Origin of the sequence: Thiocystis violacea (genome assembly GCF_016583565.1) — a bacterium.
Taxonomy (GTDB): Bacteria; Pseudomonadota; Gammaproteobacteria; order Chromatiales; family Chromatiaceae; genus Thiorhodococcus; species Thiorhodococcus violaceus_A.
The window spans coordinates 24,009-37,183 of the sequence record NZ_NRRF01000007.1 but is presented as its reverse complement, the minus strand read 5'-3'; the positions used below and the strand labels follow the sequence as shown (position 1 = coordinate 37,183).

At 66.2% G+C, this 13,175-nt stretch carries 7 protein-coding genes; 2 read left to right on the top strand and 5 right to left on the bottom strand.

What is annotated here, in order from left to right; genetic code table 11:
* Positions 1–23: 23 nt before the first annotated feature.
* The 3 genes from tssK to tagH all read right to left on the bottom strand — a co-directional run bounded on the left by tssK (position 24) and on the right by tagH (position 3,489).
* Entirely contained in the window at positions 24–1,358 is a 1,335-nt protein-coding gene (gene tssK / locus CKO23_RS04645; protein WP_200328596.1) for a type VI secretion system baseplate subunit TssK, read from the bottom strand.
* A gap of 9 nt (positions 1,359–1,367) precedes the next feature.
* Complete coding sequence (gene tssJ / locus CKO23_RS04640; protein WP_242482214.1) at positions 1,368–1,904, bottom strand: type VI secretion system lipoprotein TssJ; 537 nt, start codon at positions 1,902–1,904, stop codon at positions 1,368–1,370.
* Between the two features lie 64 nt (positions 1,905–1,968).
* Positions 1,969–3,489 (bottom strand): type VI secretion system-associated FHA domain protein TagH, encoded by a 1,521-nt coding sequence (gene tagH / locus CKO23_RS04635; RefSeq protein ID WP_200328594.1) that lies wholly within the window; start codon positions 3,487–3,489, stop codon positions 1,969–1,971.
* 308 nt (positions 3,490–3,797) lie between these two features.
* Here tagH and CKO23_RS26520 point away from each other — a divergent pair, with 308 nt between their 5' ends.
* A complete protein-coding gene (locus tag CKO23_RS26520) occupies positions 3,798–6,935 on the top strand; it encodes an SUMF1/EgtB/PvdO family nonheme iron enzyme (protein WP_200328593.1) in 3,138 nt (1,045 codons plus the stop codon).
* A gap of 10 nt (positions 6,936–6,945) precedes the next feature.
* Here CKO23_RS26520 and CKO23_RS04625 read toward each other — a convergent pair whose 3' ends face one another.
* The gene (locus CKO23_RS04625; RefSeq protein ID WP_346014566.1) at positions 6,946–7,875 is read right to left on the bottom strand and encodes a tetratricopeptide repeat protein; all 930 of its coding nucleotides are present in this window, start codon (positions 7,873–7,875) and stop codon (positions 6,946–6,948) included.
* Between the two features lie 507 nt (positions 7,876–8,382).
* Here CKO23_RS04625 and CKO23_RS04620 point away from each other — a divergent pair.
* The gene (locus CKO23_RS04620) at positions 8,383–11,019 is read left to right on the top strand and encodes an autotransporter family protein (RefSeq protein WP_200328591.1); all 2,637 of its coding nucleotides are present in this window, start codon (positions 8,383–8,385) and stop codon (positions 11,017–11,019) included.
* Positions 11,020–11,134: 115 nt separating this feature from the next.
* Here CKO23_RS04620 and CKO23_RS04615 read toward each other — a convergent pair whose 3' ends face one another.
* The gene (locus CKO23_RS04615) at positions 11,135–12,994 is read right to left on the bottom strand and encodes a phosphoenolpyruvate carboxykinase (GTP) (protein WP_200328590.1); all 1,860 of its coding nucleotides are present in this window, start codon (positions 12,992–12,994) and stop codon (positions 11,135–11,137) included.
* Between the last annotated feature and the right edge of the window lie 181 nt (positions 12,995–13,175).

The following is a 13,175-nucleotide window of genomic DNA, read 5'->3' as shown; positions in this document are numbered from 1 at the left end:
CCCGAACCCTCCCCCGCTACCGCCTATTCACGAATCGCCCACAGCTCGAGCTTCAACTCGGGGAAGTCTCCACCGATATGCATCCCAAAACCGCCCCCGGCGGCGAGCTGTTTCCAGAATTCGCTACCACGGTCGAGCTCGAAATAGTCGAATCCCGCGTGGTAGGGAATTTCCAGCGGTGCGGTCGGCATGGGTCGCAAGATGATGCCGGGCAGCGCAAGCTTGACCAGTTCCTGGATCTTCTCCACGGGTCCGACCTTGACCTGTGCCGGAAAACGGTTGCGCAGCGTCTGGGAGTCCAGGTTCGCACTGGCCGAGAGGACGAAGCGCGAGCCGGTCAAGAGGCTGCGGTCATCCACCAGGGCGATGCGGAAGCCGTACTGACGCTCCTGGATGGGGATGGCGATGGCCCGCTCGACATATTCGCGGTTGAGATACTCGCGCAGCCGGTCGATCAGGGGGCCGAAGCTGGTCTCCAGCGCGTCGTGCCTGTAGGGCGGGAAGTCCGGGGGCCGCTTGGCGTCGCTCGCGAAGGTCGCCAGCTCGCCGGCGAGCCCGAGGAAGTAGCGATAGACCGTCTCGGGGTGCAGCCCCCGCACCTGGGTCAGGTGCAGGGCGACGGGCTCGGCGCGGTTGAGCAGTTGCAGGAGCAGGAAGTCCGCCCAATCCGCCACGCCGCCGCGGCCGACGCCACGGACCCGCCCCGAGCGCGATTCGGCCTGGCGATGGATGAGGCCGGTCAGCTCCTCCATGAAGTCGGCAAGCCGTCTGGAGACCTGGAAGTCGATGGCCGGGGGGATGAAGCCGGAATCCAGCAGCACCTGACGGTCCGCGCGGCACTCGACCACGCGCGTGAGACCGCAGCAGGCGTAGCCGTCGCGCGGCTGGCGTTCGAGCATGAGCCGCAGCCCGAGACGCCCGACCTCGACCACGGCCTCCGTCTCCGACCCCAGGGTGTTGTCCCGCACCGTCAGCTCGTTGGCTCGGTATCTGAGAACGGCCTCCGGCTCGGCGACGGAACCGCTCTCCGCCGCGCCAGGCTGGCGCAGCGGCAGCGCCAGGTAGATAACCTGATGGGCGACGTTCTCGTCGAGCTCGATCGGCGGCGGCAGCGGATCGCTCGCCGGCGCATCGAACGGGGTTCCGTCCGGCAGGAGGCCCGCCACCTCCGCCAGGGCGACCTTGCCGAAGGCGAGCAGCTCCTCATCGATCCGCAGCCGCCGCAGCCCCCAGGGATAGGGCATGCCGGGACCGGACTTGGCGCCGACCAGGCGCTCCAGATAGCGGTCGTGCTGCTGGAAATGCTGCGGCTGGAGGAAAAGCCCCTCGGACCACAAGACCTTGTTGTCGAATGACAAGGCAGGCTCCTATTGGTGACGGATGGAGACCGCCTTGGCGCCGACCTCGATCAGCACCTTGTTGTCCACACCCGCATTCAGCCGCAGCGACTCGCGCCAATGACTGTGGTCGATATCGCGAAAGGCGGCCATGGCGCCGAGATAGCCGGCGGTGGGATCCAGCTCGCGCTCCAGCGGCAGGAACTGGCCAGGGGCCAGGGTGACCTCGTCTCGCGCGATCAGGTCCGTGCCCAGCACCTCGGCATCGCGATCGTAGAGACTGAAGAAGTCGGCCGTGCTGAAGACACCGGGGCTCTTGAGCGTGTAGACGCGCACGACGACGGGCAGCCCCTTGCCACCGGGTCCCCGGTTGGCGTCGCCCGCCGCCCGGATCTCGATGCTCAGCTTCGGCGTCGGCTTGGGTGTCGCCGCTGGCGCTGGAGTTGGCGCTGGCGGCGTCGCCTCCTTGACGGCGGGCTTCTTGCCGCAGCCGGCGACGAGCAGGGCTGGGAGGGCGAGGAGGCTCGTCAAGATGATTCTGCGCCGATCGCTCGCGGGGATATCCAAGGCAGTCTCCTGGCGGGTCAGTGCGGTTCGCTGATTATGGCTCAAAATCGCGTGTTCAGTGCGCTCATCCCCGAGCGCCGCCGCGCGCCGCGCGCAGACGCTCGATCTGCTCCAGGTAAGCACGCGCGAAGGCGTCGTCGAAGAGTTGCATGAAGTCCTCCGACGCATCCGCCGCAACCTTGCCGTATTCCTGATTGAAGAGATCCCAGTATTTCGCCTTGCGCGCCATGGGCAGCACCTGGTCCAGCCCCGATGCTCGCCCCAGCCGCTCCTCGAGCCGAGACGGCTCGAAACGCGCGAACAAGGCACGCAGCGCCGCCTGCAATCCAGCGGTCATGGCCATTTCGTGCGCCTGGACGTCCTCGAAGGCCTCGCGCGCGGCGGCCACGGCCGGCAAATAGCCGGGGTTCGGCCTGAACAGCAGCCGGTCGAGGATATCGCTCGTATCCACCGAGAACTTGAAGGGATTGTTCTGCGCCGCCCGGATGCTGGTCACGCCCAGCCGCAGCTCGCTCTTGAACTGCGCCCGTCCCATCATGGTCTGGACGAGCCCGGTCGCCAGGGCGCGCAGGAGTTCGCCGGACAGACGCATGAAGGCCTCGGGATCCTGGACCTGGGCGCCCTGGCCGACACCCAGCCCGGCGAGAAAGGCGCCCAGCTCGCCGCCCGTGGCGGAACCGCTCGGATAGGGTTTCGGCCGCGGCGGCTCGGGACGGCGCGGTGGCGCGGCGGCGACCGGTGCCGCTTCCTGCAGCTCGGGGATCATGTCGGTTCGCTCGGTATCCGGCAGCGCCACCTCGGGCGCGAGCCCCGCGTTCGGCTCGGACTCGGACTCGGACTCGGACGAAGCCTGCCGCACCGCCGGCGCGCCGGCCGCCTCCGAGTCCCGCTCGACGCCGATCCAGGCGTCGTTCAGCAGATCGTAGTTCTCTGGCGCCGCCTGGTGCTCGGCCGGCCGGTAGAAGACCCGCTCGACCGGGGTGTGGTGATGCGGCGCGCCGCGCGGCGGCGCCTCCTGGGCAGGCCCGGCAAGCCCCTCGTCGAGCGCCGAGGCATCGCCGAATGGATCCTCGGGCAGCCGGCGGTCAGTCGACTGGCTCTCGGGCGGCAGATCCGGGAGCAGATCGCCCCCGCCGTGGCCGCCGCCCGGGCCGAGCAGATCCAGAATGTCCGCCGCTGGTCCACTGGGCGCCAGGTCGGCCAGGTCGGCCGCGTCGATCTCGGAGAAGGGGTCGGCGATCTCGTCGTCGTTGAAGGCGGACTCATCACCGAAGCCGACGACCACGTCATAGGGACCGATCCCGAGTCGGTCGCCGTCGTAGAGGGCGACGGACTGGTGCGACGGGATCGGGTCCGCGGCGTGATTGAGATAGGTGCCATTGCGGCTGCTGTCGGTGATCCAGACGCCGCCGTCGCGCGCCTCGATCCTGGCATGGCTGCCGGAGATGACGCGCTCCGGATCCTCGAGACAGAGATCGTTGCCGAGGCCGCGCCCGATGGTGATGCCGCCTTGGGCGAGGCTGAGCGTGACCTCGCGCGGAGAGGTCTGCCCCTGACGGTTCGTGACGCGAAGGTTCAGCTCCATTCAGTGGCTCTCCGGACAAAGGACTCGCGAGCCCTCGGCTCGCGGCGTTTCCCACGCGGGGCCATGAGATCCCGCGAGATGGCTTCTGACAGGGCCGCCCTGCTCATCGAAGCCGCTCGCCGAGACGGATCATCGGACAGAACGGCCAAGACATTGCAGCGCATTCACCCGCGATAGACAAGTCGGGGACAGCGCAATGCCAGTGGCCGGACAGCGCGTCCGCGGTTGCCCCGCCAGTTGCCCCTGGCTAGGATGCAGCGAGCGGGCCTCCTGGCCCTCACCCACCTCTCTCCGGACGCAGCCCATCAGTGAAGATCCCTGGGTACACCATCATCCGTGAGCTCGGCAGCGGCGGCATGGCCACTGTGTACCTGGCCCGCCAGGATCGCCTGACGCGCGACGTGGCGCTCAAGGTCATGAAGCCCATCGCCATGACGGGTGGCGACTTCACCTCGCGCTTCGTCAAGGAAGGGCAGATCATCGCCCAGCTCCAGCACCCGCAGATCGTCACTATCTACGATTTCGATTCGAGCGACGGCTACCACTATTTCTCGATGGAATACCTGCCGGGCGGGACGGTGGCCGACGAGATCAAGCGTGGGATGCCGGCCTCGCGCGCCATCGGCATCACCAAACGGATCGCCGAGGCGCTGGCGGTGGCGCACGCGCGCGGCGTCATCCATCGCGACGTCAAGCCGCAGAACATCCTCTTCCGCAGCGACGGCACCCCTGTGCTCACGGACTTCGGCATCGCGCGGGCGGTCACCCGCGACCCGGACTCCATGCAGCTCACCAGCTACGGCATGGTCATCGGCAGTCCGCGCTACATGAGCCCCGAGCAGAGCACCGGACAGCCGCTCGATGCCCGCTCCGACCTCTACAGCCTGGGCGTCGTTTTCTACGAGATGCTGACCGAGCACCTGCCCTACGAGGCGGACGACGTGGTCAGTCTCGCGATGAAGCATTGCAACGACCCCATCCCGCGTCTTCCGCGAGAGTTGTCCGCCTACCAGCCGATTCTCGACAAACTCATCGCCAAGAAGCCGGACGACAGGTTCGCCAGCGCCGGTCAGCTCATCCGCGCGCTCGAGTCCCTGGAAACCACCACCTCGACCCTGGCCGAGGATGACGCCACGCGCATCGTCCCGCGCGGCCACGACACTGGCCCCACGGCACCGCCCGCCAAGCCGGCTCGCCGCAGGAAGCGGGACCTCTTCGCCCTCATCGGCATCATCCTCGTGCTGGGCATCGGCGCCGTCATCATCGTCCCCCGCATCAACGAGGGTCCGCGCACGGCCATCCTGGCGCAGCTACCGGCACCGCCACCGAATCGCCCGGAGACGGCCGCGCAGTACGAAGACCTCGCGATCAGGCACCTCCTCAAGTCCGAACTCGACTCAAGCCTGCGAGCGCTTCAGCTTGGACTCGCCATTACGCCGAACGACGCCCGGCTCATGACGCTCAAGTCGCTGGTCGAGCATCGCGCCCGCGCCGACAGGCTTTTCGCCGAAGCCCAGGCGCTGAGGCGCGAGAACCAGCTGCCGGAAAGCCTGGCGAAGGTCGAGGAGGCGCTAACGCTGATGCCCGGGCGCGCCGATCTCACGGCGCTGAAGGCGGAGCTGGAGCAGGCGATCGACGCACAGCGCGCACGGCGGGCGGAGGATCTGCTCGCACGCGCACGCGCCGCCATGGATGCAAACCAGCTCGACGAAGCCAGGCGGCTCGCGGACGAGGGCCTGGCGCTTGTGCCCGACCACAGTGGACTGCTCGCCTTGAAGGCAGAGGTCGCGGACAAGCTGGCGAAGCAACAGGACTTGGACGATGTCCTGCATCACATCACGGACCTGATCGCCGCCGAGCAGCTGGAGCAGGCACGGGATGCCATTGACCTCGCGCTGGGAAGCCACCCGCGGAATGCGCGGCTCTTGGACCTACGCGAATCCGTCAAGCGACAGCGCGATCAACGCAAGCGCCAACAGATCGCCGCCATCGTCAAGGACGCCAAGGCACAGCTCGCGAGCGGCAACCATCAACAGGCACTGGCGCTGGTTGAGCAGGGGTTCGCACTGGATCCCGAGGATGCCGATCTCAAGCAGCTCAAGGAAGGCATCCAAGCCGCACAGGACGCAGAGCGCCAGCGCCGCGCCGATGACCTCCTGAGCCGCGCGCTGGCAGCCTTCGACAAGGGCGACCGGGACACCAGCCTCGCATTGGTCGAGGAAGGTCTCAAGATCCTGCCGACGCACGCCGGCCTGTCCGAGCTGCGCGAGCGCATCCGCGACATCCAGGCGAAATTACAGCAGATCGCGGAGCGGTTGGCGGACTGTGATGCCCGATTCCCACCCGCTGAGCTGACGCTAGCGAATGCGCTGGATGCCCACGCGTGCTACCAGCAGATCCTCGCCCTGGAGCCAGCCAATGCGCGGGCAGCCTCGGCCGTGCTGGCATTGGGGGACAGGGTCGCCGCGCTGATCCCGCCCTTGCTCGACAGCTACCGGCTGGACGATGCCGAGGCCGCGCTGGCACGCCTGCAGAGAATCAGCCCGGACCACGCCAAACTTGCGAGCCTGCAGGAGGATCTGCAGCGCCGGCGTGATGTCTTGCCGGAGATGGTCGACATCCGCGGCGGCTGCTTCGAGATGGGGAGCCCGGAGAGCGAGGAAGGTCGGGAGCTGGATGAACGCCAACATCGCGCCTGCGTGGAGGACTTCCAGCTCGGACGCTTCGAAGTCACCGTCAAGGCGTTCGCCACCTTCGTCAAGGCGACCGGCTACCGCACGGACGCCGAGCGCGGGGCCGGCAACATGAATGGCTGCGAGGCCCTGGACCGCAACGACAAACCGAGCACCTGGGGCACCAAGCCCTGGGCGAGTTGGCGTAAGCCCAACAAGTACCAAGCCACGGGCGACGCCGATCCAGTCAGCTGCGTGAGCTGGAACGACGCCATGAAATACCTCGCCTGGCTCAATAAAAAGACCAGTCGCCACTTCCGCCTGCCGAGCGAGGCGGAGTGGGAATTCGCCGCGCGTGCCGGCTCGACCAGCGCGCGCTTCTGGGGCGATGCCTCGGAGGGCAATGACGCCTGCCTCTACTCCAACTCCGCGGACAAGAAAGCGGGCTGGGCCTTCGGCTTCGCATGCGGTGACGGACAGGAATGGGTCGCACCCGTCGGCAGCCTAAGACCGAACCCCTGGGGCCTCTTCGATCTGCTCGGCAACGTCTGGGAGTGGACCTGCTCCGAGTACGACGCCGGTTACCGCGGCAACGAGCTGCTCTGCGCCCCCGCAACGCTCGACGGGCCACGGGTCATGCGCGGCGGCGCCTGGAACAGCGGCCCCGCCCTGGTCCGCTGCGCCTACCGCAATCGCAACTTCCCCGAGTCACGCTTCAGCTTCGTCGGCTTTCGGCTGGCACACGACGGCCCCGCCAAGAAAGACCAGGACTGAACCCGCCGCCCTAATCCACCTGAGACAGCTGACGCGAGGTATCGAGTAGCGACCGGTACTGCTCCCGCCGTGTCAGTTCGAGCTTGCCGAGCTGTGCCGTCTTCCCGTTGTCCCCGGACGCCCCGCGATCCGCATCGCTCTGCTTGATCTGCTCGATGGCATGGATCTCTTTCTTGACGCGATCGGCCTCGCTCTGGGCATCGCGCTGCTGGCTCTTGGCCTGACGCGCCAACTGCGCGCGCGTCGCCCCGCCACCGCCCGAGGTGGTCTTGCGGGGACTCGGCTTGCTCGCGGACGCCTGACGCAACTGGGTGCGCAGTGACGCGGCAACCCGATTGCGCACCGCGATCTCCTGCTGGAAGGCCGCCCGCTCCGCCTTGAGCTTGGACTCGAAGATCAGCCGATCCTCGGTCAGCCCGGAGGCCTGGCGGTAGAGGTCGAGCGCCTTCGCCTTGTCCGTCGGCACACCCAGCCCGCGCTCGTACAAGGAGCCGAGATAGGTCTGAGCCGGGCTGTGGCTCTGCACCGCCGCCCGCTGATACCAGCTGGCCGCGTTGGCGTAGTCAGGAGCGGAAAGCCCCAACCCCTTCTCATAGATCTCACCCACATAGGTCTGGGCGACTGGATCCCCACCCTGCGCCTTGGGCAGGAGCGCCTGCAAGGCGCTGCCATAGTCCGAGCGGTCGAAGAGGACGAACTCGCCCCCCCGGATGCCGCAGTCCGACTTGGTGGACTTGACCATGCGCCGTGGGGCCAGATAGGTCATGCGGGTCCCCAGCTGGCGGATCTGGCCCGGCAGCAGACAGTCGACCAAAACGTAGTCGTCGACCCCGCGCCCAGGCGCGATGGGTTCGATGCCGGCGACGTCGCTCGTCTCTTGTGTGTTGACGCAACCTCCTACACCGATCACGAGCAGGCCGGAGCAGATTGAAACGCGCACAGCTTTACCGAAGTCCCGAAGCATCTGGTTCACCTTGGCTTTAGTCTGAGTGTGGACCTGGTTTTCAGTATAGCGATCGGATGGCCCTCGGCGACTCGCGCGAGGGTCATGCTTGCGCGCATCTCCAAGGCGACCCGGCAGAGGGGACAATCGGGCGAAATAGTCTAGAATGAAAACCGTGCGATTCTCGCATCAACTCAGACCTACGGCGGAACGGCAAAAAAAAGCTCTCCAGATCAAATTGTTGTGATTATAAGATCGAGAGTCACAACCGAGCCGGCGCGGTCACGCCGACTTTATTGTTGCGGAAACGCAACATTCGCCAGGCCGGACGGCAACCGCACTCGCACGACAAGGCTCTCTCCAGCAGCGCTAGGCATGCCAAGGCGAGACACCGCAGACGTTCGTACAAGCCTGATGTCCGACTTTCCAATCAAACACCTGACTGGAGTCGTGATATCGGGTTTGGACCAAACAGTAAGATCCTGATCCATGGGGGCGTACATGATGACCAGAGATATCGAGGTGAGCGGCGCAGGCAGACGCTCAACATTCCGCGCAGGCGCCTTCGCGGCCGCGACGCTGCTGGCGAGTCTGACGATGGGGGCCGCGCACGCCGAGCCGACGTTCAGTCCAGCGTCGCCCAACGAGGTGCTGACACCTGGATCCGCCCTGAGAATCGACATCGAGCCCGCGCCCCCCAGAACGAGCCCAGACACCGCCAACGCCACCACCTATTACGAGCGTCTCAGCAGCGCGACCTGGACGGAAGACAACGGCACCATCCAAGGGTCCAAGACGCTGACACCGACCGGCGATTTCGTCGACGTTCGAGTGCCGACCGACGCCGAGCATTGCTCGGTCCTCTCGGACAGCCTCGACGTCATCTGGGAGCGGGACTGTGTCCAAGACGGCGCGGAGTTCTTCTGTCGCGCCGAGGAAAGCACGACGACCCCGATCCGGATCACGGTCAACAACCCGCTCGTCGCGAGCCCTGCAGGCACCCGCATCGCGGGGACGCCCGGCAGCACACAGTCATTGTCGGTCCAGGTCTCGGGCGGCGTCTCGCCCTATCAGGTGACCAGCGCCAGCGGCACGACCGTCAGCCTGTCCAACGGCGTCATCAGCTACACCATCCCGGCCAGCGCGACCGGCGACTTCTCGGACACGCTCACGATCAACGGCGCCTCCAGCGGCGACGCCTGCGGCAACAACTCGGCAACCGTCGCGGTCAACGTCAACCTCACCGCCGACCCACTCGTCCTCAGCCCAAGCTCCCAGAATCTCGGTGAATTCCAGCCCGGTGACACGGTCGAGGCGACCTGGACCCTCTCCGGCGGAATCCCCGGCTACACGGCCGAGATCGTCTCTGGTCCCACCGGGGCGCAGCTTTCCGGACCTGGCGCAGGTGGAACATTGACCTTCAGCTATGCCATCCCGACCACGGCCGAGTCCGGCACCTATTCGGCGACGGTCGAGGTGAAGGACAGCGGTCTGGGAACCCTGCAGCAAAGCGCGACCTCAACCCTGACCTTGAGCGTCAATGCCCCTGTCGGCCCGGCCCTGTCGGCGAGTCCGTCGGACATCTCCCTGAGCGCGAATTCGCTGGTCAACGTCGCCAGCACGGTCACGAAGAGCTTCAGCGTCAGCGGCGGCCGTGCGCCCTACGTGCTGAGCGTCGTCGGCGTCAGCGGCGGCATCGTGGGCAGCGTCGCGCCCGCCCAGCTCTCCGCCGCCGGATCGGCCGAGTACTCGGTCGACATCCCGGCGAGCGCACAATCCGACCTCGCCTTCGTCAACCGGATCCGCATCACGGACGCCTTGGGCAACGCGACCTTCGTCGCGGTGCAGGCAAACGTGACCGCGTCCAACACGCTCTCGACACTTCCCGGACTCACCCCGAACCAGCGCAGCGTCGCGCAGGCCATCGAGACCGTCTGTCCGCAGCTGGCGTCCATGTCGCAGCGCACGGCCGCGCAGGAAGACCTGCTCACCCAATGCTCCAACATGCTGTCCAATCCGCGCGCGGCGGGGATTCCCAACACCCTGGAGCAGGTCACCAACGAAAAGGCCACCGCCGCCAAGACCGCGGGGATCGAGACCGGCACGCAGCAGATGGCCAATGTCGGCTCCCGCCTGGCCGCGCTGCGGGCCGGCTCCAAGGGCATCGACTTCGGATCGCTCGCGCTGAACATGGACGGCGAGAGCCTCTCCGGCAGGCAGCTGGCCGCGCTCGCATCCGGTGCGAGCGGGAGTGGCGCCAGTGCCGACGGAACCTTCGGCAAATGGGGCTTCTTCCTCAACGGCACCGTCAACTTCGGCGACAAGGACAAGACCGCCAACGAGACCGGCTTCGACTACAGCACGACCGGCATCACCGGCGGTGTCGACTACCGCTTCACCGAGGATCTGATCGCCGGCGGCGCCTTCGGCTATGCAACCAACAACGTGAACTTCGACTCCGACGACGGCGGCCTGGATACCGAGACCTGGCACCTCGCCGCCTATGCGACCAGCTATCTCACCGAACGGCTCTACCTGGACGCCATCGTCGAGTACGGCTGGAACGACTACGACTCCAAGCGCAACATCGACTACCAAATCACCTCATCGCTGGATACGGTCAGCCGCCAGGCCAGGGCCGCCTTCAGCGGCACCCAGTTCGGCGCCAGCCTGGGCACCGGCTACGACATCAACGAGGGTCCCTTCGCCTACGGCGTCTACGGCAGGGTCGCCTATCTGAGCGTCGACGTGGATAGCTATCGTGAGACGGACGCGGGCGGCTTGAATCTGGAGATGGACGGATTCGACGCGACCTCGGTCACCTCCACACTGGGCGCGCGCATCTCGCGTGTCTTCAACACCGAGACGGCCGTGCTGGTGCCGCAGGCCCGCATCGAGTGGGAGCATGAGTACGACAACGACGCCTCGGCCCTGTCGGCCCGCTTCGCCGCGGATCCGACGAGCACGACCTTCCTCATCAATACGGATGATCCGGACCGGGACTACTTCCGCATCAGCTTGGGCCTCTCAGCGGTGTTCCCGAAAGGCGTGTCGTCCTTCATCAACTACAGCACCCTGATCGACAAGAGCGACTGGACGGATCACCTGATCGACGCGGGTGTTCGGTGGGAGTTCTATTGAGCCAGGCAAGGGCTGTCAGCAATCAGCTGTCAGCCGCCAAGGTGGGAGCGCTACCCCGGCGCGATCGGCGCGCGGTCGCGGCGAGGCGCCGCTCCCACCTATTTGTCCACCTACCTCAGTCCCGCGAGGTTGCCGACAGATCCCAGACCTTGGGGGAGTGAAAGAGGCGGGCGAGTTGCAGCTCGCGCTCGATCTCCATCTCGCGCGGCAGGTGGTCGCCGAAGCGGGTGAAGAGTTCCTCCTGGTCGTTGGTCTCCTGGCGTGCGTGCTCGCGATCGATGTTCATGATGGCGTAGAAGGTCTTGCGGTCGAAGTCCAGGCCGTCCCAGTTGAAGGCGTCATAGTCCGGTATCCAACCCATGGGGCTCTCGACCGCCGCGCCCTGATGGTTGCAGCGCTTCACGACCCACTCCAGCACCCGCATGTTTTCGCCGAAGCCCGGCCACATGAAGCGGCCATGCTCGTCCTTGCGGAACCAGTTGACGCGGAAGATGCGCGGCGGCGTGGAGACGTGACTGCGGCCGATCCGTAGCCAGTGGCGCCAATAGTCGGCCATGTTGTAGCCGCAGAAGGGCAGCATGGCCATGGGATCACGGCGCATGGCGGCCTGGCCGATGGATGCGGCGGTCGCCTCGGAGCCCATGGTGGCGGCCATGTAGACGCCGTGCTCCCAGTTGTAGCTCTGGAAGACGAGCGGGAAGTGCTTGCTGACCCGCCCGCCGAAGAGGAAGGCGCTGATCGGGACGCCGCGCGGATTCTCCCACTCCGGGTCGATGGACGGACAGGCCGATGCCGGAGCGGTGAACCTGGCGTTCGGATGGGCCGCGGGCCTGCCGCAGCCGGGCACCCAGTCATTGCCCTGCCAGTCGATCAGATGCTCCGGGGGCTCCTCGGTCAGCCCTTCCCACCAGATGTCGCCGTCATCCGTCAGGGCACAGTTGGTGAAGATGCTGTTGTCCTTGAGGGCCGCCAGGGCATTGGGATTGGAGGTCGCGTTGGTGCCCGGGGCGACGCCGAAGAGGCCGTACTCGGGGTTGATGGCGTAGAAGCGCCCGTCCTCGTTCGGCTTGATCCAGGCGATGTCGTCGCCGATGGTCGTGACCTTCCAGCCTTCGTAGCCCTTGGGCGGGATGAGCATCGCGAAGTTGGTCTTGCCGCAGGCGCTCGGGAAGGCGGCGGCGACATAGAGCTTCTCGTGCTCTGGAGACTCGACACCCATGACCAGCATGTGCTCGGCCAGCCAACCCTCGTCTCTCGCCATGACCGAGGCGATCCGCAGCGCGAAGCACTTCTTGCCGAGCAAGGCGTTGCCGCCATAGCCGCTGCCGTAGGACCAGATCTCCCGCGTCTCCGGGAAATGGCTGATGTACTTGTCCTCGACACGCGAGGCACAGGGCCAGGGCACGTCCTGCTCGCCCGGCCGCAACGGGGCACCCACGGAGTGCACGCAGGGCACGAACTCACCCTCATCGCCAAGCGTATCCAGCACGGCCTGACCCATCCGAGTCATGATGCGCTGATTGACCACGACGTAAGGCGAGTCTGTGATCTCGACGCCGATATGGGCGATCGGAGACCCCAAGGGTCCCATGCTGAAGGGGATGACGTAGAGGGTGCGGCCCTGCATGCAGTCCTTGAAGATCGTCTTGAGCAGGGGCTTGGCCTTGCGCGGATCCATCCAGTTGTTGGTGGGTCCGGCATCTTCCTCGCGTCGCGAGCAGATGAAGGTGCGATCCTCGACGCGGGCGACATCGCTGGGATGCGAGCAGGCGAGATAGCTGTTCGGACGCTTCTCTGGGTTGAGCCGAACGAAGGAGCCGGTCTCGACCATCTCCTCGCACAGCCGGTTGTACTCCTCCTGACTGCCGTCACACCAGTAAACACGGTCCGGATTGCATAGGGCGGCGATTTCGTCGACCCACCGAAGCAGTCTCTGATTGCCGGTACGTTTGGCGCCGTCGTGAACACTGCTCATATCGCTGGGATTCCTCGCAGAATTTGAAGAGTGCCGTCAGCGAAATCGCAATCCCGCATGCTAGTCAGTCTGGGAAGCGCGCCGAGTGCGCATGGGTGCTCCCAGGGGATCGAGCCCGGCCCGCGGATAGGCTGCTGATCTGACGACATGGTGAAGGTTGGTGTGAAGCAAGACCGAAGCC